Annotated in this window: 19 protein-coding genes; 11 read left to right on the forward strand and 8 right to left on the reverse strand. The window is 61.7% G+C overall.

From position 1 onward, the window contains the following. Positions 1 to 25: 25 nt before the first annotated feature. From rimK to U3654_RS07920, 3 genes are all read right to left on the reverse strand, one after another. Positions 26 to 1,426: a 30S ribosomal protein S6--L-glutamate ligase gene (gene rimK, locus U3654_RS07910; protein ID WP_324754790.1), complete on the reverse strand. Its 1,401-nt coding sequence runs from the start codon at positions 1,424 to 1,426 to the stop codon at positions 26 to 28. Between the two features lie 165 nt (positions 1,427 to 1,591). Further along, positions 1,592 to 1,888, reverse strand: a complete 297-nt coding sequence (locus U3654_RS07915) for a hypothetical protein (RefSeq protein ID WP_324754791.1) — start codon at positions 1,886 to 1,888, stop codon at positions 1,592 to 1,594. After that, positions 1,885 to 2,775, reverse strand: a complete 891-nt coding sequence (locus U3654_RS07920; RefSeq protein WP_324754792.1) for an SPFH domain-containing protein — start codon at positions 2,773 to 2,775, stop codon at positions 1,885 to 1,887. Before U3654_RS07920 ends, U3654_RS07915 begins: the two co-directional genes overlap by 4 nt. Positions 2,776 to 2,879: 104 nt before the next feature. On the opposite strand from U3654_RS07920, the gene tgt reads away from it, so the two are divergent. Beyond that, entirely contained in the window at positions 2,880 to 4,010 is a 1,131-nt protein-coding gene (tgt, locus tag U3654_RS07925; protein ID WP_324754793.1) for a tRNA guanosine(34) transglycosylase Tgt, read from the forward strand. Positions 4,011 to 4,287: 277 nt separating this feature from the next. Next, positions 4,288 to 6,699, forward strand: a complete 2,412-nt coding sequence (gene lon / locus U3654_RS07930) for an endopeptidase La (RefSeq protein WP_324754794.1) — start codon at positions 4,288 to 4,290, stop codon at positions 6,697 to 6,699. Between the two features lie 89 nt (positions 6,700 to 6,788). Here lon and U3654_RS07935 read toward each other — a convergent pair whose 3' ends face one another. Beyond that, on the reverse strand, positions 6,789 to 6,989 hold the full coding sequence (locus U3654_RS07935) for a hypothetical protein (protein ID WP_324754795.1): 201 nt from the start codon (positions 6,987 to 6,989) through the stop codon (positions 6,789 to 6,791). A gap of 141 nt (positions 6,990 to 7,130) precedes the next feature. Beyond that, positions 7,131 to 8,111, reverse strand: a complete 981-nt coding sequence (locus U3654_RS07940; protein WP_324754796.1) for an aminoglycoside phosphotransferase family protein — start codon at positions 8,109 to 8,111, stop codon at positions 7,131 to 7,133. A gap of 125 nt (positions 8,112 to 8,236) precedes the next feature. Between U3654_RS07940 and U3654_RS07945 the strand changes: the two genes are divergently transcribed. From U3654_RS07945 to U3654_RS07960, 4 genes are all read left to right on the forward strand, one after another. Continuing rightward, positions 8,237 to 8,479: an exodeoxyribonuclease VII small subunit gene (locus tag U3654_RS07945; RefSeq protein ID WP_324754797.1), complete on the forward strand. Its 243-nt coding sequence runs from the start codon at positions 8,237 to 8,239 to the stop codon at positions 8,477 to 8,479. A 5-nt stretch (positions 8,480 to 8,484) separates the two neighbouring features. Then, positions 8,485 to 9,348, forward strand: coding sequence for a polyprenyl synthetase family protein (locus tag U3654_RS07950; RefSeq protein WP_324754798.1), 864 nt, complete (start codon positions 8,485 to 8,487; stop codon positions 9,346 to 9,348). Between the two features lie 27 nt (positions 9,349 to 9,375). Then, positions 9,376 to 11,304, forward strand: a complete 1,929-nt coding sequence (gene dxs / locus U3654_RS07955) for a 1-deoxy-D-xylulose-5-phosphate synthase (RefSeq protein ID WP_324754799.1) — start codon at positions 9,376 to 9,378, stop codon at positions 11,302 to 11,304. A gap of 92 nt (positions 11,305 to 11,396) precedes the next feature. Beyond that, positions 11,397 to 12,491, forward strand: coding sequence for a PQQ-dependent sugar dehydrogenase (locus tag U3654_RS07960; protein WP_324754800.1), 1,095 nt, complete (start codon positions 11,397 to 11,399; stop codon positions 12,489 to 12,491). Between the two features lie 16 nt (positions 12,492 to 12,507). On the opposite strand, the gene U3654_RS07965 is transcribed toward U3654_RS07960, so the two are convergent. Continuing rightward, positions 12,508 to 13,518 (reverse strand): GlxA family transcriptional regulator, encoded by a 1,011-nt coding sequence (locus U3654_RS07965; protein ID WP_324754801.1) that lies wholly within the window; start codon positions 13,516 to 13,518, stop codon positions 12,508 to 12,510. A gap of 171 nt (positions 13,519 to 13,689) precedes the next feature. Between U3654_RS07965 and U3654_RS07970 the strand changes: the two genes are divergently transcribed. Beyond that, the gene (locus U3654_RS07970; RefSeq protein WP_324754802.1) at positions 13,690 to 15,057 is read left to right on the forward strand and encodes a class II 3-deoxy-7-phosphoheptulonate synthase; all 1,368 of its coding nucleotides are present in this window, start codon (positions 13,690 to 13,692) and stop codon (positions 15,055 to 15,057) included. A 149-nt stretch (positions 15,058 to 15,206) separates the two neighbouring features. On the opposite strand, the gene U3654_RS07975 is transcribed toward U3654_RS07970, so the two are convergent. Then, a complete protein-coding gene (locus U3654_RS07975; protein ID WP_324754803.1) occupies positions 15,207 to 15,875 on the reverse strand; it encodes a PAS domain-containing protein in 669 nt (222 codons plus the stop codon). Between the two features lie 300 nt (positions 15,876 to 16,175). Here U3654_RS07975 and U3654_RS07980 point away from each other — a divergent pair, with 300 nt between their 5' ends. Genes U3654_RS07980 through U3654_RS07990 form a run of 3 tightly spaced genes read left to right on the forward strand, consistent with a single transcriptional unit; the run spans position 16,176 to position 18,260 of the window. Continuing rightward, positions 16,176 to 17,081: a YicC/YloC family endoribonuclease gene (locus U3654_RS07980; RefSeq protein ID WP_324754804.1), complete on the forward strand. Its 906-nt coding sequence runs from the start codon at positions 16,176 to 16,178 to the stop codon at positions 17,079 to 17,081. A 10-nt stretch (positions 17,082 to 17,091) separates the two neighbouring features. Continuing rightward, on the forward strand, positions 17,092 to 17,733 hold the full coding sequence (gmk, locus tag U3654_RS07985; protein ID WP_324754805.1) for a guanylate kinase: 642 nt from the start codon (positions 17,092 to 17,094) through the stop codon (positions 17,731 to 17,733). Beyond that, entirely contained in the window at positions 17,730 to 18,260 is a 531-nt protein-coding gene (locus tag U3654_RS07990; RefSeq protein ID WP_324754806.1) for a gamma carbonic anhydrase family protein, read from the forward strand. Before gmk ends, U3654_RS07990 begins: the two co-directional genes overlap by 4 nt. 21 nt (positions 18,261 to 18,281) lie before the next feature. Here the strand turns inward: U3654_RS07990 and U3654_RS07995 are convergent, their stop codons facing one another. Continuing rightward, positions 18,282 to 19,190, reverse strand: a complete 909-nt coding sequence (locus tag U3654_RS07995) for a LysR family transcriptional regulator (protein WP_324754807.1) — start codon at positions 19,188 to 19,190, stop codon at positions 18,282 to 18,284. Positions 19,191 to 19,296: 106 nt separating this feature from the next. Here U3654_RS07995 and U3654_RS08000 point away from each other — a divergent pair, with 106 nt between their 5' ends. Further along, positions 19,297 to 20,520, forward strand: coding sequence for an acyl-CoA dehydrogenase (locus tag U3654_RS08000; protein WP_324754808.1), 1,224 nt, complete (start codon positions 19,297 to 19,299; stop codon positions 20,518 to 20,520). Positions 20,521 to 20,522: the final 2 nt, after the last annotated feature.

Consider the following 20,522-nt stretch of genomic DNA (forward strand, 5'->3'; position numbering starts at 1 on the left):
CAGGGCGACGGCTGACCAGATTGCTTCAGCCGCTCTTGCGCTTTCTTATCGGTGCAGGGCGCACCCGCGCCTCTATCGTCTCATAGAGCTTGCCGACGATGTTTTTCCCGGTCGAGCCCTCGATACCCTCGAAGCCGGGCGATGAATTCACCTCCAGCACCTTCGGCCCCTTTTCGGCGCGCAACAGATCCACACCCGCCATGTGCAGATTGAACGCCCGCGCGGCCGTCAGTGCGGTTTCGCGCTCTTCTTTGGTGATGCGAACGGAGACCGCGCTGCCGCCCCGGTGCAGGTTCGAACGGAAATCGCCCTCAGCCCCGGTGCGCTTCATCGAGGCCACGACCTTGCCGCCGATCACGAGGCAGCGGATATCCTCGCCCGCCGCCTCCTTGACGAAATCTTGCACAAGGAAGTTGGCCTTGAGCCCGCGAAAGGCGTCAATGACGCTCTCGGCGGCTTTTCTCGTCTCGGCCAGCACGACGCCCTTACCTTGGGTCGACTCCAACAGCTTGACTATCAGCGGCGCTGTTCCCACGAGCGCGATGATGTTCCCAGTGTCGCGCGGGCTGGCGGCAAAGGCTGTGTTGGGCATGCCGATTTTGGCCCGGGCCATGATCTGATGCGCGTGCAGCTTGTCGCGGCTGGCGACGATGCCGGCGCTACCGTTGACGCACCAAGTGCCGATTGTCTCGAACTGGCGCAGGATCGCGGCACCGTAAGGTGTGATCGACGCGCCAATGCGCGGAATCACCGCGTCAAAGCGGGGTAGGCGCTTGCCGTCGTAATGCACTTCGGGCGCCATGGCGTTGATCGCCATGTAGCAGCGGGTGGTATTGACAACTTCGACCGTGTGACCACGCTTTTCGCCCTCCTCGACGAGGCGGCGGGTGCTGTAGTTATCTTCGCGGCTGAGAACGGCGATGCGCAGGGACCGGTCCGGGGCTTCGCTGCGCATTTTCGAGGTGGAATAGACATCGTAGCTAAGCTCGGGCTGCAAAAACCGGTCGGTCGCGACGATGGAAATATGATCCTTAAGCGCTTGGCGACCCAGCAACATCCGGCTGGCCATGCCGCCCCGGTTGGTCAGGGTAATCTCGATGGGCCAGCTATCGCCGTTCACCGCCATCTCGGTCTGGATCACATAGCGCGATTCGCTCTCGCCATTGGACGAGGTGATGTCGCGCCGGTCAACGATCACGGCCGAGCAGGGGATCACCAGATCGTCGCGCCCCGGAATGGGGTGCAGCGTAAAGCGCACCTTGGGCTTGGACGCCGGGCCGAAGGTTTCTATATCGAAGGCATGCAGCGCGGAGGTGCGTGCACCGGTATCCACCTTGGCGCGGATGGCAGGCACGCCCAGCTTGGGCAATCCGATCCATTCCTCCCATCCGAATTGCAGCGATTCTAGCGGCTCGGATGGGGACATGTGCGGGATTCCTTTATGGCGGCTGACTGGAAGGCGAACATACGGATATATCGCGTTTCGGCTCAGCGTAAAGGGTTAGCGTGATCGCCTTGGCCCGACTTGGCCTGCAACCATGGCGGGCCGGGTGCGCATGCTGCAAGATAGACGGCGCGGCGTCAGGCCGCACTATCCTTTGTTAACATCGCCATGCACACGGCGAACCTGACCATCCTTCAGCCGGAAAATCCGGCGCAATACGGCCCATGCCACCAGCGACAATACGGCGAAAATGACCAGCAGCAATGGCAGGCCCAGCGCCATCGGCGCAAAGACCAGCATGATCCCCACCAGCGCCGCACCTATCGCAAACCCCAGAAAGAGAAAACCGGGCAGCATGATCTCAATGATGGCCAACAGCAGCGCTGCGGCCATCCAAACCCACCAGAATGCCCAGATGGGGATGATTTGAACGATGTCGTTCATGCCTTGCCCTTGAGCATTGAGAACGCGTTGCCGAACGCCTCCAGCGCACTTGCTGGCACGAGGATAGTCGACGAGGACGGGCTGGCGCCCAGCGCATTAAGTGCCTCGACCTGTTTGAGCGCGACCTGATACTGCGCCGCCTCCAGACCATTGTCGGCAATGGCGCGCGCGACGACGGAGGTGGCGTATGCCTCGGCGTCGGATGATATGCGCCGCGCCTTGGCGGTCTGCTCGGCTGCGTATAGCTCGGCGTCGGCGTTCAGTTCGACGGCGCGTTTGCGCCCTTCGGCCTCCGTCACGTGCGCGCGGCGCGCACGCTCGGCATTTAGTTGTTGCAGCATGGCGTCGCGCGTTGCCTGATCGAGGTTGACGTCCAGGATCTCGGCGCGGGTCACTTCGATGCCCCAGTTATCTACGGCATCCTCGACCGTGTTCTTGATCGTGCCGATCAATTGCGAGCGGTTCGACTGCACCTCGTCAAGGTCCATCTTGCCCATCTCGGCGCGCACGATGCCGGCGACGGTGGTGGCGATGGCCCCGTCGATATCGCGGATGCGGTACACCGTCTTTTCCGGCTGCACGATGCGGTAGAACACCGAGCTGTCGACCTGCACCAGCACGTTATCCTTGGTGATAGCGTCCTGACTGGCGGTCGGCAATTGCCGCTCGAGGATGGAGATCTTGTGCGCGATCTTGTCCAGAAACGGCACGATCATGTTGATGCCGGGGCCGAGGACCGAATGCAGACGGCCAAACCGTTCGACCACGTGCTGCTCGGATTGCGGCACGATCTTGATGCTTTTGTAGATCACAAGGATGATCAACAGCGCCAGAAGGATGTAAATAAGATTGGAGGACAAAAGGTCCATGATCACGTCGTTGTTCATAATGCAGTCCTGAAAATAGGCGATGCGCGGCATCGCGTTGGCTTTTGCAACTTAACCTAATGGGGTTTAAGGAAACGCAAAAGAGCATAAAGGCAGTAACTCGAATGACAACGCGGTTCGGTTTCAAGGTGGCGGCAACGGATGGGCGCGCACGCATGGGCGCTATTACGACGCCGCGAGGGCAGATTCGCACGCCCGCCTTTATGCCGGTGGGGACCGCCGCGACAGTCAAGGCCATGATGCCCGAAAGCGTGGCCGCGACCGGCGCCGACATCCTGCTGGGCAACACGTATCATCTGATGCTGCGCCCCACGGCCGAGCGGATTGCACGCCTTGGGGGCTTGCACAAATTTATGAACTGGCAGGGGCCGATCCTGACGGATTCAGGGGGCTTTCAGGTGATGAGCCTTGCCGAATTGCGCAAGCTGACCGAAGAGGGCGTGGCCTTTCGCAGCCATATCGACGGGTCCAAACACATGCTGACGCCCGAGCGGTCGATGGAAATTCAGGCGCTGCTGGGCAGTGACATCGTCATGTGTTTTGATGAATGCCCCGCGCTGCCTGCCACGGACAAGGCTGTGGCGGAGAGCATGGAATTATCGATGCGATGGGCGCGCCGGTCGAAGGAGGCGTTCGGCGAACGGCCCGGCCATGCGCTGTTCGGCATCCAGCAGGGCGGCGTGACACGTGAGCTTCGCGAGGCTAGTGCCGGACATCTAAGGGAAATCGGGTTTGACGGTTACGCTATTGGCGGCCTTGCCGTGGGCGAGGGGCAAGAGGCGATGTTCGGCGTTCTGGACTATGCGCCGGATATGCTGCCCGAGGACAAGCCGCGTTATCTGATGGGCGTGGGCAAGCCCGACGACATCGTCGGCGCTGTGGCGCGCGGCGTCGACATGATGGACTGCGTGCTGCCCTCACGCTCGGGGCGCACAGGGCAGGCCTGGACGCGGCGCGGGCAGGTCAACATCAAGAATGCCCGCCATGCGGACGACCCGCGCCCCTTGGACGAGGATTGCACATGCCCCGCCTGCCGCAATTATTCGCGGGCCTATCTGCATCACGTGTTTCGCGCGCAGGAGATGATTTCGGGGATGCTGCTGACATGGCATAACCTGCATTATTATCAGGATCTTATGTCGCAAATACGCGAAGCAATCACCGAGGCCCGGTTCGATACGTGGCAGACGCAATTTCATGATCGCCGCGCACAAGGGGATATCGAGCCGCTTTAAGCAGGTGTGGGCACGGATAATTCCACGACGTAAAGCCGAAGCAGGCGCGAACTGGGTGCTGATCGCAGCAGGCGTAATTTTAAGTGAATTGGCGGGGGATCGCCCTTGCTCTGAACGCCTCGCGCAGTCATTCTGCGCAGCGCAAGGTTGAAAGCGGTGCTGAACTGCCCCAAATTGACTGACATACGGAGAGGGCATGGTCGCCGCCGAGCGGGGCCTGACCCTCTTGCCAAGAAAGGGCCGGAAAGAATTTCGGACCGATACATAAGGAAAGAGCATGAAAGAGCCCCTTAATTCCTCATACCCGGTGCTGCCGCTGCGTGACATCGTTGTGTTTCCGCACATGATCGTGCCGCTCTTCGTGGGGCGCGAAAAATCAGTGCGCGCGCTGGAAGAGGTCATGGCCGACGACAAGCAGATCCTGCTGAGCAGTCAGATTGACCCTAGCGTGGATGATCCCGACTCCGCAGGCATCTATAAGGCTGGCGTGCTGGCCAATGTGCTGCAACTGCTGAAACTGCCCGATGGCACAGTCAAGGTGCTGGTCGAGGGTATCGCGCGCGTGCGTGTCACCGAATATATCGACAACGAAGACTTCTTTGAGGCGCGCGCAGAATACCTGACCGAGATGCCAGGCGACGCGACCACGATCGAGGCGCTTTTGCGCAGTGTTTCGAATGAATTCGAGCGCTACGCCAAGGTAAAGAAAAACGTGCCGGAAGAGGCGCTGTCGGCCGTATCGGATTCCGAGGATCCCGCGCGGCTTGCCGATCTGGTGGCTGGTCATCTGGGTATCGAAGTCGAGCAAAAGCAAGAATTGCTGGAGACGTTGTCCGTCAGCGAGCGGCTGGAGAAGGTCTATGGCCTGATGCAGGGCGAGATGAGCGTTCTGCAGGTCGAGAAAAAGATCAAGACCCGCGTCAAGAGCCAGATGGAGCGCACTCAGCGTGAGTACTACTTGAATGAGCAGATGAAGGCCATTCAGAAAGAACTGGGCGATGGCGAGGACGGCGAGGGCGAAATCGCCGAGCTGGAGGCGCGCATTGCCGCCACCAAGCTAAGCAACGAGGCGCGCGAAAAGGCCGAGGCCGAGCTGAAGAAGCTGAAAAACATGAGCCCGATGAGTGCCGAGGCGACGGTGGTGCGTAACTACCTCGACTGGATGCTGTCGATCCCGTGGGGCGTGAAATCGCGTGTGAAAAAGGATCTTGGCCGCGCCGAGAAGATTCTCGACGACGATCACTACGGGCTTGAGAAGGTCAAGGAGCGCATTGTCGAGTATCTGGCCGTTCAGCAACGCTCGAAAAAACTGAAGGGGCCGATCATGTGCCTCGTCGGTCCTCCGGGCGTGGGCAAGACCAGCCTTGGTAAGTCGGTTGCGCGGGCCACGGGTCGCGAGTTCATTCGCATCAGCCTTGGCGGTGTGCGCGACGAGTCCGAAATTCGCGGTCACCGACGCACCTATATTGGCTCAATGCCGGGCAAGATCATTCAGGCATTGAAAAAGGCCAAGACGACCAACCCGCTGATCCTGTTGGATGAGATCGACAAGATGGGCCAGGACTTTCGCGGTGATCCCGCGTCGGCGATGCTTGAAGTGCTCGATCCCGAGCAGAACAGCACATTCGTCGATCACTATCTGGAGGTCGAATATGACCTCTCTAATGTGATGTTCCTGACTACGTCGAACACCTACAACATGCCCGGGCCGCTGCTGGACCGGATGGAGATCATTCCGCTGTCTGGCTATACCGAGGACGAAAAGCGCGAGATCGCCAAACAGCATCTGTTGGACAAGCAGGTCAAGAACCACGGCCTCAAGAAGACCGAATTCGAACTGACCGACGAGGCGCTGACCGACATCATCCGTTACTACACCCGCGAGGCGGGCGTGCGGAACCTTGAGCGTGAGATCGCGAAGGTGGCGCGCAAGGCAGTGACCATGATCATCAAGAAGAAGGCGACGCAGATCACTGTGACGTCGGAAAATCTCAGTGAGTTCCTAGGCGTGCGCAAGCACAAGTTCGGATTGGCTGAAGAAGCGGATCAGGTCGGTGTCGTTACCGGACTGGCCTATACATCGGTCGGCGGCGAGCTCTTGAACATCGAGGCGCTGCGCCTGCCGGGCAAGGGCCGGATGAAGACCACGGGCACGCTGGGCGACGTGATGAAGGAATCGATCGATGCGGCCAACAGCTATGTTCGCTCGATCGCGCCTGCCATCGGGATCAAACCGCCGAGGCTGGAAAAGTGGGATATCCACGTCCACGTCCCCGAGGGCGCAACGCCCAAGGACGGGCCGAGTGCGGGCCTTGCCATGGTGACATCCATCGTGTCGGTGCTGACAGGCATTCCGGTGCGCAAGGATATCGCCATGACGGGCGAGGTGACGCTGCGTGGCAACGCGCTGCCTATCGGCGGCCTCAAGGAAAAGCTGCTGGCGGCGCTGCGCGGCGGGATCAAGACGGTTCTCATTCCGCAAGAGAATGAAAAGGATCTGGTTGAGATTCCGGACAACGTGAAAGAGGGGCTGGACATCATTCCCGTCACTCACGTCCGCGACGTTCTGCGACTGGCCCTGACACGTGCGCCGGAGCCCGTGGAATGGGACGAGGCCGCCGAAGAGGCTGCCGCAGCCGAGGCAGCACTCAAGGCCGGACCCGAGGGGACGGGCGCAACCGCGCACTGATTTTCCAGTCCAGCAAAAGTAAAGAGGGGCGTCCCAACCGGGGCGCCCCTTTTTTTGTCGTCAGGTCAGGCGCGATGCGCCCTGTTGCGTCAATTGGCGCTGATAAGTGCCGTCAGCAGGATGATCGCAGTCAACGAAATGGCGACCATCTCGGCTTGATTGGCCGAAGAGCTGGCGGCCTCGGCCTCAATCACTGCGGGCTCCATAACAGGTGCGCTGTAGTTGCCTGCAAACGCGGGCGCGACGGCGAATGTGGCGGCTAATGTAGCGGCGAGTGTGATTTTTTTCATGGTCTGTCCCCAATATTGTTTTGCGGTGTATTTTTGCGCATGCATCCCCACGAAAGAAGGGGTTTGGCGCGGTACTCGAGTAAGACGATTACAGCATAGTGACGTTGCGTCAAGAATGCAGGGCAACCCGGAGCGCGCACCTCACAACAGTGTGGCATCTGTGCCGATTTTCTCCAGATCGCACAAGAGTCCCCGATACATCTGTTCCGCCCGTGTGATCCGGGAATCGGGCAGGGCTGTGTTTTCGACCCGGATCAGCGCTTCGAACGCCAGAAAAAAAGGCAGCACAGCGCGCCGTTCAAGATCGCTGAACGCGAAGGCGCCCGCGAAAGCATCGGTGCAGGCGCGATCAACGCCAAGGCACGTCGTGCCCGAAAGGCGCAACCGGCGGCGGCCCATATGCACGGCAAATCGCGCGATATCCTTCATCAGGGGCAGGTGTTGCGAGCCGCCGAGGTCAATGCCGGTCAGGCGCGCGCCATTCGCGATCAGGTTGTTCGGGTGATAGTCGCCATGGCATATCGCCACGCGCCACGGCTCGGACGCGACAATGGGCGCGAGGCGCTTCATCTGGGCCAGAATGCGCAGCTCGAGCGCGCGAAGCTGGGCGAAGGGCTGTTTTTCCGATGCGCCCGCTGCGCGCGCAATCCAGTGATCGGGCCGCGGTGCGCGCCAGCCTTCGCTCATTGCCGTGCTGGCGCGCAGCCATGCGGCAGCGGGGGCCAGATACGCTATGCGCTGGGGCGGCTCGAGGCTGTAGAGCAGCTCCAACAAAGGGGTGCCGGGCACCATTTCCTGCACGATAACGCCCGCCGCGGGGGCGGCACAGATCGGCTGGGGTACGCGCAGATCGCCGGTCGCCATATAGGGCCAAAGGCGCTGCATTTCGTCCCATTCGCGCCGCGCGGCGTCTTTTTTTTCGGGCGTCAGGTGCATGCGGAACACAACATCGCGCCCCTCCAGCTGCCCATGAAAGATCGCCCGCTTACCCGGTATATGGCGGATCAGATCGCCCGGCTCGGCCCCCGCAAGGCGCGGTTCGTGGGCCCGCGCAGCGTTCAGCCCAGCCGTGATCCGCATCATCTCACTCAGGTCAGGGATCGGAGGCAGGTTTGCGGTCATCGCGGCAGTCAAGCGCAGGCGCGCGGTGCGGTCAACTGAAATGGAAGAGGCTGCGATTGAACCCTTGTAGCGGCGCGTCTATGCTGCGGCTCAATCCGGCAGAATCCACACCCGCGAGGCCCTATATGAGCGATACACCCGTAGCCGAAATGAGTTTCGAGCAGGCCATGGCCGAGCTGGAGCAGGTGGTCGGGCGCCTTGAGCGCGGCGATGTCGCGCTGGACGAATCCATCACGCTCTATGAACGCGGTGCCGCGCTGAAGAAGCGCTGTGAGGCCAAGCTGAAAGAGGCCGAGGAAAAGGTGGCCGCCATCACGCTGGACGGCGAGGGGCAGCCGACCGGCACGACAGAAGTCGAAGGGTTATAAGACCCGTGGAGGCGCGTCTGGCCGAGGCGCAGCAGGCCATTGATGCGCACTTGGCACACGTGCTGGCACCCTTTGGGGACGGAGACGTCGCACAGGCGATGCGCCATGCCAGCAAGGGCGGCAAGCGTCTGCGCGCGTGCCTCGTCCTGGAGTCCGCGCGTTTGCATGGTGTGTCGCAGGATGCCGCGATCTGGCCTGCGACCGCCATTGAAGCGATGCACGCCTATAGCCTCGTCCACGACGATTTGCCCTGCATGGACGACGACAGCGAGCGGCGCGGCCAGCCCACTGTGCATGTCCAATGGGACGAAATGACCGCCGTGCTAACCGGCGACGCGCTTCAGGCGTTGGCGTTTGAACTGGTGACGCATCCCGAAGTTGGCGACGCTGAAATCCGCGCCGATCTGGCGCTGACCCTAGCGCGCTCAGCAGGCGGGCAGGGCATGGTGCTGGGTCAGGCGCTCGATATGGCAGCTGAGCGGCCTGGCGCTCAGCTAAGCCTTGAGCAGATCAGCGTGCTGCAGGCTGGCAAAACTGGCGCGCTGTTCGAATGGAGTGCCGCCGCTGGCGCGCGCATGGCCGGGGCCGATCCCGCACCGCTCACCCGATATGCCGCCGCGATGGGGCAGGCGTTCCAAATCCACGATGACGTGATCGACGTCACCGGCGATGCCACCGCCGCAGGCAAGGCCGTGGGCAAGGATGCGGCAGCGGGCAAGGCGACCTTCGTGTCGCTGCTGGGCCTCGACGGCGCGCGCGCGCGCGCAACTGCGCTGGTTGACGATGCGGTGGCAGCACTATCTGTTTATGGCGAGGACGCCGCGACCTTGCAGCGCATCGCGCGCTTCGCTATCTCGCGTGACAATTGACCTGACGCCCCGAGGAGGGGCAATGCCATGACGACCGACCCTAAGACGCCGCTGCTGGACGAGATCCACAGCCCGTCCGACATGAAACGGCTGAGTGATACCGAACTCGGCCAGTTGGCGGCTGAGCTGCGGGCCGAGACGATCCAATCTGTCTCGAAAACCGGCGGGCATCTGGGCGCGGGTCTGGGCGTGGTCGAACTGACCGTGGCGCTGCATGCCGTGTTCGACGCGCCGCGCGACAAGATCATCTGGGATGTCAGCCATCAGAGCTATCCGCACAAGATTCTGACAGGTCGACGGGACCGCATGAGCACCTTACGCCAGAAGGACGGCCTCAGCGGTTTCACCAAGCGCAGCGAGTCGCCCTATGACCCCTTCGGTGCTGCCCATTCCAGCACGTCGATCAGCGCAGCACTTGGTTTTGCCGTCGCGCGCGATCTTGGCGGGGCCTGTGACACCGGCCACGGTGATGCCGTCGCGGTCATCGGCGATGGCGCGATGAGCGCGGGCATGGCCTTTGAGGCGCTGAACAATGCAGGTGCCTTGGGCAAGCGGATGTTCGTCATCCTCAACGATAACGAGATGTCCATCGCGCCACCCGTCGGCGCGCTATCCACGTATCTGTCGCGGCTTTATGCCGAACAGCCGTTTCAGGAACTCAAGGCGGCGGCCAAGGGCGCCGTTTCCCTGCTGCCCGGACCGTTTCAGGAGGGTGCCCGCCGCGCCAAGGACATGCTCAAGGGGCTGGCCGTGGGCGGCACGCTGTTCGAAGAACTGGGGTTCTCATACCTTGGCCCAATCGACGGCCATGATATGGACCAACTATTACCGGTGCTACGCACAGTGCGCCAGCGCGCGACAGGGCCGATGCTGATCCATGTTCTGACCAAGAAGGGCAAGGGATACGCCCCTGCCGAGGCCGCAAATGATGGCGGACACGCGACTGCGAAATTCGACGTAGCGACCGGCAAACAGAGCAAACCACCCAGCAATGCGCCCAGCTATACCTCGGTCTTTGGCCGCGCGCTGGTCGATCTGGCCAGCCGCGACGATCGCATCGTTGCCGTGACAGCGGCAATGCCGGGCGGCACCGGCCTGAACCTCATGGCCGAGCGCTATCCTTCGCGCACCTTCGACGTCGGCATCGCCGAGCAGCACGCGGTGACCTTTTGCGCCGGACTGGCTGCGGGCGGAATGCGCCCGTTCTGTGCGCTATACTCGACCTTCCTGCAGCGCGGCTACGACCAGGTCGTGCATGACGTCGCGATTCAGCGCCTGCCGGTGCGCTTTGCTATTGATCGCGCGGGACTGGTCGGCGCCGACGGCGCGACCCATGCGGGCAGCTACGACATTGCATTTCTGGCGAACCTGCCCGGTTTTGTCGTTATGGCCGCCGCCGATGAGGCCGAGCTGGTCCACATGGTAGCGACCGCTGCGGCGCATGATGACGGGCCGATTGCGTTCCGCTATCCGCGCGGCGAGGGCGAGGGCGTCGAGATGCCCGAACGCGGCCAACCGCTCGAGATCGGCAAGGGTCGCGTGATCGCCGAGGGCAGCCGCGTCGCGATCCTCAGTTTCGGCACCCGTCTGGGCGAAGTGCGCAAGGCCGCCGAGGCGCTGAGCGCGCGCGGCATCACGCCCAGCATCGCCGACGCCCGTTTTGCCAAGCCACTTGATCGCGATCTGATCCTGAAACTGGCCGAAGATCACGAGGCGCTCATCACTGTTGAGGAGGGCGCTGTCGGCGGTTTCGGCAGCCATGTCGCGCAGCTATTGGCCGATGAGGGCGTGTTCGATCACGGGCTAAAGTTCCGCTCTATGGTGTTGCCGGATATCTTTGTGGATCAAGCCAGCCCTGCGGATATGTATGCCGTCGCGGGCCTCGGAGCCGCGCAGATCGAGGCAAAGGTTCTGGAGGTTCTGGGCGTGGCGCAGATGGCCGACCGGCGGGCCTGATTGCCGCTTTTCAAGCTTGCAGAGCGATCTTTGTGACAATTGGTGAAGGTCGATAACCTTTTCTTAGGCCGCCTGTGGCTTATCTATTCTCTATGATGTTGTTTCGTCCCATTCTTGCCGCGCTACTGGCGCTGGCCGCGCCGCTATCTGCACAGACATTGGACGGGCCGAGCGGCCCTATACCGGTACGCGAAATGGTTAGTGGGCTGGATGGCCCATGGTCCTTTGCTTTTTTGCCCGATGACAGCGTGCTGATCACGGAAAAAAGCGGGCGCCTTTGGCGATTAATAGATGGGCAGAAGATCGAGATTGGCGGTATCGGCCCCATTGCGCAGGTCGGGCAAGGCGGCCTGCTGGACGTTCTGGTGCCGCGCGATTTTTTGCAGACCCGGCAGTTATATTTCACGCATGCTTTGATGCAGGGGAATGGCGCCGGCACGGCGCTGGCAACCGCACAGTTTCCCGTTGGGTCAGATAAGCTCGAAGGATGGCGCGTCATTTACCAAATCGCCAAGGGCAGCAGCGGCGGGCGGCATTTCGGTTCGCGTCTGGTAGAGGGGCTGGATGGCACGTTATTCATGACGGTTGGCGAACGCGGCGACAGGCCCTCGGCGCAGGACCTGGCGCGCGAGAATGGCAGCGTTCTGCGCCTCACGCGCGATGGCGATCCCGCGCCGGGCAATCCGTTTCTGGACGATCCAAACGCACGGCCCGCAATCTGGTCCTACGGCCATCGCAATCCGCAAGGTGCAGCGCTGGACGGGTCGGGGCAGCTCTATGTCAGTGAACACGGCGCACGCGGCGGCGACGAGGTGAACCTGATTACCAAGGGCGCGAATTACGGATGGCCGGTGATTTCCTATGGTAGGCATTATTCGGGCGCAAAAATCGGTGAAGGCACGTCAAAGCCGGGGATGGAGCAGCCCGAATTCTACTGGGATCCCAGCATCGCACCATCGGGGCTGATGATCTATTCCGGTGCGCTCTGGCCGGAATGGCAGGGGGATAGTTTCACAGGCTCGCTAAAGTTCGGCTTTATTTCGCGCCTGTCCGGCGATCCCTTGCACGAGGTTCAGCGCCTGCAATCCCCCGAGACCGAGCGACTGCGCGACATCCGCGAGGCGCCGGATGGTGCGATATGGTTTCTCAGCGAAGGGCAGGGCGCGCTCTATCGTATGGCGCCATGAGGATCAGACCAAAATCTCAGACAGAAAGCCGCGAGGAATGCGATCCGCGCTCGCGGTAAGGCGTGGTGTCGTAATGCGCGCGGTAGCATTTCGAAAAATGCGAGGGCGATGAGAACCCACAAGCCAGCGCCACGTTGATCACCGTCATATCGGTTTGCATCAAAAGGTTACGCGCCTTTTGCAGACGCAGCTCCATGTAGTACCGCTTGGGCGAGCGGCTAAGATAGCGACGAAAAAGACGCTCGAGCTGGCGGGTCGACATGCCCGCATCGCGCGCCAGTATCGACGGGCTGATCGGCTCTTCGATGTTGGCCTCCATCATCTGGATGACCTGGCTCAACTTGGGATGGCGAACTCCGATGCGGGTCGGCACCGACAGACGCTGAGTGTCCTGATCAGTGCGGATCGAGGAATATATCAGCTGATCTGCCACGGCATTGGCCAGCTTTTCGTCATGGTCCTGCGCAATTATGCTGAGCATGAGATCGATGGATGAGGTGCCGCCCGCCGTTGTCATGCGCGTGCCGTCGATGGTAAAGACCGACTTGGTCAGCGCGACCTCGGGAAACTCCTCGGCAAAGCTGTCGTGGTTCTCCCAATGGATCGTCGCGCGCTTGCCATCCAGCAGACCAGCGCGCGCCATCAGGTAGGATGCGGTGCAGAGCCCGCCCATCTTGAGCCCACGGCGCGCCTCGCGGCGCAACCAGTTCAGCAACTTCTTGGTCGAGGCTTGCTGGATATCAACCCCGCCGCAGATCAGAACCGTGTCGTCGCGGCCCAACTCGCCCAAGGGGCCGTCCAGTTGAAAGCGTGACCCGGCCGAACAGGCAACCACGTCGCCATCGCCGACCACCGTCCAGTCATAAAGCGGTTTCTCGGCCATCCGGTTGGCGATGCGCAAGCATTCGATCGCGGCGGCAAAGCTGAGCAGAGTAAAATTCTCGATCAGGACAAAAACAAAGCGGCGCGGCGTTTGATGCGCAGCGGAAAGCGTGCCTGCCTGCCTCCTGGGCTGATCGCGGTACATGATTGCGCCCCCTTGACTGACGTGTCCGATAAATTGGTGTTTCACTAAAATAGCAGGTTTGACAATAGATTCCGCGCCGAATCATCACCGGCGCAATATAATTCATGTGGCGCACCGCCGCCGCCTTTGCTATGGAGCCGTTTCAGAATTGCCCAAGGCGGAGTGGATGTCATGGCTGAATGGACAAAATCCGACTGGCGCGCAAAGCCGCGCGTGCAGATGCCGGAATACACCGACACAGAGGCGCTGGCGAGCGCCGAGGCGCGGCTGTCGCAATACCCACCGCTGGTCTTTGCGGGCGAGGCGCGCCGATTGAAGGCGCAGCTAGGCGCGGCCGCACGCGGGGATGCGTTTCTTCTTCAAGGCGGCGATTGCGCCGAGGCGTTCGATCAATTCAGCGCCGATGCGATCCGCGACACGTTCAAAGTGATGCTGCAAATGGCGATGGTGCTGACGTTCGGCGCCAAGGTTCCGGTGGTCAAGGTCGGCCGCATGGCGGGCCAGTTCGCCAAACCGCGCAGCGCCCCCACGGAAACATTCGATGGCGTGGAATTGCCCAGCTATCGCGGCGATATCATCAACGAGCTGCCGTTCTCTGAGAGTGCGCGCATGCCCGACCCGGCCAAAATGTTGCAGGCCTACACCCAGTCGGCAGCCACGCTGAACCTTCTGCGCGCGTTCTCCAAGGGGGGCTACGCAGATATGAACAAGGTCCACAGTTGGACCTTGAGCTTTACTGATGGCGAAAAGGCCGAGCGTTACCGCGAAATGGCCAGCCGCATCAGCGATGCGCTGGATTTCATGCGCGCGGCGGGGATCAACAACGGCAGCACCGAGGCGCTGCAGACGGTTGATTTCTACACCAGCCACGAATCGCTGCTGCTGGAATACGAAGAGGCGCTGACGCGGCTCGACACGACATCCGGCAATTGGCTGGCAGGGTCCGGACACATGATCTGGATCGGCGATCGCACGCGCCAGCCAGACGGTGCGCATGTGAATTTCGCCAGCGGTGTGCTGAATCCCATCGGTCTTAAATGCGGGCCAACGATGACCGAGGACGAGCTCAAGGCGCTGATGGCCAAGCTGAACCCACAGAACGAGGCCGGGCGCCTGACGCTGATCGCGCGCTTCGGCGCGGGCAAAGTCTCGGAACATCTGCCGCGACTCATCCGCACGGTTCAGGCCGAAGGCGCGAACGTAGTCTGGGTGTGCGATCCGATGCATGGCAACACCATCAAGTCGGCCTCGGGCTATAAAACGCGCCCCTTTGATGCAGTGCTGCGCGAGGTCCGCGAGTTCTTTGGCGTGCACAAGGCCGAGGGTACAATCCCCGGCGGTGTGCATTTCGAGATGACCGGCCAGGACGTGACCGAATGCATTGGCGGCCTCACAGCCGTTACCGACGAGAACCTGAGCGATCGCTACCATACCGCGTGCGATCCGCGTCTCAATGCGTCGCAATCGCTGGAACTGGCCTTTCTCGTCGCCGAAGAGCTGTCGGCCTTGCATGACGTCCGCCGCGCCGAAGCAGTCTGATCGGGCGCGACAAGCAACTTAAAGGGGGCGTGCGGGAGAACCGCGCGCCCATTTTTGCGTCTTGGGGCGCGCCGGAGCGATGAGGGACACGAAAACAGGCCGCACGATGTCCCGCGCGGCCCGTTGCCAATCGTCCTAAAATGATGGTCTCAGCTTTTGATCAGCCGCAGATACGGACGTTCGGACGCAGTCATGGGGCCATTCTCGGGCATCCGCACCACCTCTTCGCCAAGGTCGTCCATGATGAGGCGCGGGCTGGCGTCTGGAATGGCGGCACCATCCAGCGGGTTTACGACGGCATCGACAATTTCAAACCGGCGCGGTCCACGCCCGATGTTGCCGGTACTTACCAGACAGCCAAGCGCGCGAGAGATGTCGCCGAGATCGCTGCGCAGCGGCAGCATTACTAGCGTGCCGGTCAGGGCAGGGGCGCTGGGGCGGGCCGGCGCGCTCAGCGACAGGCGCAAGGTTGCGGGCTGATCGAAGAGGCGCACCAAGTGATGCGCCAAGGTATCGCGTGCGCCGGGCTCGATAAATGCGCTGATCGGCATTCCGCGCACTTCCATTCCCATGAGGTCGGTCAGGTGGCCACCCGCGATGCGCAGCCGTGCCAGACCCGGTGCGATCCGCTCGACGATAAAGGCATTGCTCAGCAGCGGCTCGATCCCGCGCGGGTCGATATCCGAGCGGCGCGGCACCAGCTTGCCCTTACGCATCTTGTGCCAATAGGCCTCGAATGCAGCGATAGCCGCGTTCGATTCGCCCGCGAGGTGACGTAGGTTAGGCTCTGCGTCTTTGCCAGTCGGATCCTTGGTCATGTCCTACACCTTTCGCGCGATATAACAGCGCCTTACTCGTACCAGCGGCGGCTGCTGCCGGGTTAGAAACCAGCCCGGCGTGTAACGGTTCCAGTTAATCGAACCGCGCAGTCCGCTTTTCCCGACTATGCCATGAATGCGGTCAGATTTGTCTAAAATCCAATCCAATTGGTTAATCTTTGCCGACTGACGCGTTCGGCGCTATAGGGCAGGACCCCATCCAAACCAGCGCGCGTCTTGCCTCGCGGTGGCTGAGGGCTTAGGACAATGGCCACTCAGATACTCGCGTGAGGAGGGCGTATGCAGCCGGGTCCAGATGTGAAATCCATGACCGCCTTCGCCGCCGGACGCGGCGCTTTGGGCGCCTATTCCTGGACGTGGGAGCTGCGCAGCGTCAACGGCAAGGGGCTGGATCTGCGCCTGCGCGTACCTGACTGGATCGCCGGGCTGGAAGCGGCCTTGCGCGCGCGGCTCTCGGATGCACTGGCACGCGGAAACGTGACGCTGGGCCTACGCGTAAAGGCCGACGAGGCGGGTGGACGCACGCGCGTCAATGCCGCACAGCTCGACGCGGCACTGGATGCCATGGCCGAGGTCGAGGCGCGCGCGATGGAGCGGGGCCTATCGCTGGCGCCCGCGCGTCCCGGCGATGTGCTGGCCGTACGCGGTGTGTTGGAAACTGTCGATGCCGACGAGGATAGCGCCCCGCTTAGAACCGCGCTTTTAGAGGATTTCGAGGTGGTTCTGGCCGATTTCATCGCCATGCGCGCCCATGAGGGCGCGGCGCTGCACACCCTTCTGACCGCCCATCTGGCGGAGATTGAGCGCCTGACCTTCGCCGCTACTAGCGCCGCCGACGCCCGCCGCCCCGAGGCTGCAGACGCGCTGAAGGCGGCCCTCGCGCGCGTCATGGACGGCGCGGATGGCGCTGATCCTGCCCGCATCGCGCAGGAACTGGCGTTGATAGCCGTCAAAGCCGACATCACCGAAGAGATCGACCGCCTCGGCGCGCATGTCGGCGCTGCGCAGGATCTGCTGGCCAGTGGCGCGCCCGTGGGCCGCAAGCTGGATTTCCTCGCGCAAGAATTCAACCGCGAGGCCAATACGCTCTGCTCCAAGGCAGGCTCGGCCCCGCTGACCGCCATCGGACTGGAGCTGAAGGCAGCCGTCGATCAACTGCGCGAACAGGTGCAGAATGTGGAATAAGGACTAGACCATGGCAGAGCGGCGCGGCCTTTTGATCATCCTGTCATCGCCCTCGGGCGCGGGCAAATCGACGCTGTCACGACGATTGCGCGAATGGGACGAAAACGTCGCGTTTTCCGTCTCGGCCACAACACGCGCGCCGCGTGAGGGCGAAGTCGACGGGAAGGATTATTATTTCCTCGGCGTCGATGACTTTAAACGTCACGTCAACGAGGGGCAGATGCTGGAACATGCGTATGTTTTCGGCAATCTCTACGGCTCGCCCAAGGATCCGGTCGAGGCGGCGATAAATCAGGGCCGCGACGTGCTGTTCGACATCGATTGGCAGGGCGCTCAGCAGATCCAGAACTCTGACCTTGGCAAACATACGCTGTCGATCTTTATCCTCCCGCCCTCCATCGCCGAACTGCGCCGTCGGCTGGAATCGCGCGGTCAGGACAGCGGCGAAGTGATCGCCAAGCGGATGCAGAAAAGCTGGGACGAGATCAGCCATTGGGCCGAATATGACTACGTACTGACCAATGATGATCTGGACGCCACCGATGCGTCGCTCAAGCAGATCATCGCCGCCGCCCGCCTGCGCCGTATCCAGCAGCCTGCCCTGACTGAGCATGTGCGCAACTTGCAAATGGAATTCGAGGACCGCAAATGACGCTTTATTCTCTGGACGGGCATGCGCCCGAGACACCCAAGGACGGGGATTTCTGGATTGCGCCCGGCGCGCATGTCATAGGCCGCGTCGTGCTGGAGGGGGGCGCGTCGGTCTGGTTCGGATGCACCTTGCGCGGCGACAACGAGGTGATTCATGTCGGCGCGGGCACCAACATCCAGGAAAACTGCGTGCTGCACACCGATATGGGCCACCCGCTGACGATCGGCGCGGGCTGCACCATCGGGCACAAGGCGATGCTGCATGGCTGCACGATCGGTGAAAATTCCTTGATCGGGATGGGTGCCACAGTGCTGAACGGCGCGCGTATCGGGCGCGATTGCCTGATCGGAGCAGGGGCGCTGATCACCGAAGGCAAGGATATTGCGGACGGCTCGCTGGTGATGGGTGCGCCGGGCAAGGTCGTGCGCAGCCTCGACGCAGCCGCGATAGAGGGCCTGCGCAAAAGCGCGCTGCACTACCAGCAGAACATGCGCCGCTTTCGCGCCGGATTAGTGACGCTCGACTAAGCGAACACCGTTCGAATTCTGCTAGCGCGGCAACAGATCCTCTCCGCCGGTTTGGGTTACCAGCCAGTCCCGGAACTTGGACAACGCGCCATCGTGCGCCTTGGAGTCGGGCCAGATGAGGTAGTACGCGCCAGGACTGGGCGTCGCCCCGCCCCACGCCGGAACCAGCCGCCCGGCCGCCAAATCGCCCTCGGCCAGATATTCAGGCAAAAGCGCCACGCCCAGCCCATGCAGCGCGGCCTGCGTGATGGTCGCGAACTGATCATAGATCGTACCTGCAACGCGCGGCGCATCGACGCCTTGGGCGGAAAACCACGCGCGCCACGCATCGGGGCGCGTCTCGATATGCATTAGGGGCAGGTTCAGCACGTCGGCAGCGCAGCGCGGCTGGTGCGCAGCAAGAATTTCGGGCGCGCAGACGGCGATCACCGCCTCCCCACGCAGCCGCATTGACGATGTGTCGGGCCAATCCGCGTCACCAAATTGTATAGCAGCATCAAATGGTTCTAAGGCAAAGTTGAATGTCTTTACCCGCGTTGACAAGTTCAGCGTAATTTCTGGGTGAGTTCGCGCAAAATCGGGCAGGCGCGGCACCAGCCAGCGCATCCCGAAAGTCGGCAAGATGGCGAGGTTCAGCGCGCCGCCTGACGGATTGACCGCCAATTTCATCGACGCCTGCGCGATTTGGCTCAGCGCCGCGCGCACTTCGGCGGCGTACTGCACCGCGTCCGGCGTTAGCGCAATGCGCCGCCCATCGCGCACGATCAGCGTCACGCCCAACTGCTGCTCCAGCGCCTGTATCTGGCGACTGATCGCGCTCTGTGTCAGCGCCAGAGCCTCGGCAGCGGCCGTCGCGCTGCCTAGCCGGTCCAGCGCCTCAAGTGCACGCAGACTGGCTATGGAGGGCAAAAATCGGCGGGGCAGGGCCATCTATTCCGTTTCCTCATGGGTTTTGCCAAAAGACTTGGTATTCTTCTGCGTAAGCAGAGATTATATTGCAAGTAGATCCCATGAAAAACTCATGAAAGGTAGTGCCATGAGCCTCGACGCCCCCTCCATCAAACCCAAAGACGCCCCCGATCTGGCCAATTTCGACTGGCAGGACCCGTTCCGCCTCGACGATCAGCTTGAGGAAGACGAGCGGATGATCGCGCAGAGCGCGCGCAACTTCGCGCAGGAAAAGCTGCAACCGCGCGTGATCAAGGCCTATGCCGAAGAGGCAGTCACCCCCGAGCTTTTCACCGAAATGGGCGAGATGGGCCTGCTGGGCACGACCATTCCCGAGGAATATGGCGGGCTGGGCGCGGGCTATGTCAGCTACGGCCTCGTCGCGCGCGAGATTGAGCGCGTCGATAGCGGCTACCGCTCAATGATGAGCGTGCAGTCGTCGCTGGTAATGTATCCGATCTATGCATACGGCACCGAGGAGCAGCGCCAGAAATATCTGCCCAAGCTATCGACGGGCGAGTTGATCGGCTGTTTCGGCCTGACCGAGCCTGACGCGGGCAGCGATCCGTCCGGTATGAAAACGCGCGCCGAAAAGATCGACGGCGGTTACCGCCTGACCGGCAACAAGATGTGGATTTCAAACAGCCCCATCGCGGACGTTTTCATCGTTTGGGCAAAGTCCGACGCGCATGACGGCAAGATCCGCGGTTTTGTTCTGGAAAAGGGCATGAACGGACTGTCAGCCCCCAAGATTGAGGGCAAGCAATCCTTGCGCGCCTCCGTCACCGGCGAGATCGTGATGAAGGGTGTGGAGGTCGGCGAGGATGCTCTGCTGCCCAATGTTGAGGGTTTGAAAGGGCCGTTCGGCTGTCTGAACCGTGCCCGCTATGGCATCGCTTGGGGCGTCATGGGCTCTGCCGAGTTCTGTTGGCACGGCGCGCGGCAATACGGCCTTGATCGCCACCAATTCCGCAAGCCTTTAGCACAGACGCAACTCTATCAGTTGAAGCTGGCAAACATGCAGACCGAAATTACGCTGGGCCTTCAGGCCGCTCTGCGGGTGGGTCGTCTGATGGATCAGGCCAATGCGGCGCCCGAGATGATCAGCCTTATCAAGCGCAACAATTGCGGCAAGGCGTTGGATATTGCGCGCATGTCGCGCGACATGCATGGCGGAAACGGAATTTCCGAGGAATTTCAGGTCATTCGCCACATGATGAACCTCGAGACGGTAAATACCTACGAGGGGACGCATGACGTACACGCGCTGATCTTGGGGCGTGCGCAAACCGGACTGCAGGCGTTTTTCTAAAA

It is taken from the genome of Roseovarius sp. Pro17, from assembly GCF_035599575.1.
Classification (GTDB): domain Bacteria; phylum Pseudomonadota; class Alphaproteobacteria; order Rhodobacterales; family Rhodobacteraceae; genus Roseovarius.

What these genes read in the sequence shown, in the direction of transcription:
- rimK (WP_324754790.1), bottom strand. Translation starts at nt 1,426, where the DNA reads ATGTCCCCATCCGAGCCGCTAGAATCGCTGCAATTCGGATGGGAGGAA.
- U3654_RS07915 (WP_324754791.1), bottom strand. Translation starts at nt 1,888, where the DNA reads ATGAACGACATCGTTCAAATCATCCCCATCTGGGCATTCTGGTGGGTT.
- U3654_RS07920 (WP_324754792.1), bottom strand. Translation starts at nt 2,775, where the DNA reads ATGAACAACGACGTGATCATGGACCTTTTGTCCTCCAATCTTATTTAC.
- tgt (WP_324754793.1), top strand. Translation starts at nt 2,880, where the DNA reads ATGACAACGCGGTTCGGTTTCAAGGTGGCGGCAACGGATGGGCGCGCA.
- lon (WP_324754794.1), top strand. Translation starts at nt 4,288, where the DNA reads ATGAAAGAGCCCCTTAATTCCTCATACCCGGTGCTGCCGCTGCGTGAC.
- U3654_RS07935 (WP_324754795.1), bottom strand. Translation starts at nt 6,989, where the DNA reads ATGAAAAAAATCACACTCGCCGCTACATTAGCCGCCACATTCGCCGTC.
- U3654_RS07940 (WP_324754796.1), bottom strand. Translation starts at nt 8,111, where the DNA reads ATGACCGCAAACCTGCCTCCGATCCCTGACCTGAGTGAGATGATGCGG.
- U3654_RS07945 (WP_324754797.1), top strand. Translation starts at nt 8,237, where the DNA reads ATGAGCGATACACCCGTAGCCGAAATGAGTTTCGAGCAGGCCATGGCC.
- dxs (WP_324754799.1), top strand. Translation starts at nt 9,376, where the DNA reads ATGACGACCGACCCTAAGACGCCGCTGCTGGACGAGATCCACAGCCCG.
- U3654_RS07960 (WP_324754800.1), top strand. Translation starts at nt 11,397, where the DNA reads ATGATGTTGTTTCGTCCCATTCTTGCCGCGCTACTGGCGCTGGCCGCG.
- U3654_RS07965 (WP_324754801.1), bottom strand. Translation starts at nt 13,518, where the DNA reads ATGTACCGCGATCAGCCCAGGAGGCAGGCAGGCACGCTTTCCGCTGCG.
- U3654_RS07970 (WP_324754802.1), top strand. Translation starts at nt 13,690, where the DNA reads ATGGCTGAATGGACAAAATCCGACTGGCGCGCAAAGCCGCGCGTGCAG.
- U3654_RS07975 (WP_324754803.1), bottom strand. Translation starts at nt 15,875, where the DNA reads ATGACCAAGGATCCGACTGGCAAAGACGCAGAGCCTAACCTACGTCAC.
- U3654_RS07980 (WP_324754804.1), top strand. Translation starts at nt 16,176, where the DNA reads ATGCAGCCGGGTCCAGATGTGAAATCCATGACCGCCTTCGCCGCCGGA.
- gmk (WP_324754805.1), top strand. Translation starts at nt 17,092, where the DNA reads ATGGCAGAGCGGCGCGGCCTTTTGATCATCCTGTCATCGCCCTCGGGC.
- U3654_RS07990 (WP_324754806.1), top strand. Translation starts at nt 17,730, where the DNA reads ATGACGCTTTATTCTCTGGACGGGCATGCGCCCGAGACACCCAAGGAC.
- U3654_RS07995 (WP_324754807.1), bottom strand. Translation starts at nt 19,190, where the DNA reads ATGGCCCTGCCCCGCCGATTTTTGCCCTCCATAGCCAGTCTGCGTGCA.
- U3654_RS08000 (WP_324754808.1), top strand. Translation starts at nt 19,297, where the DNA reads ATGAGCCTCGACGCCCCCTCCATCAAACCCAAAGACGCCCCCGATCTG.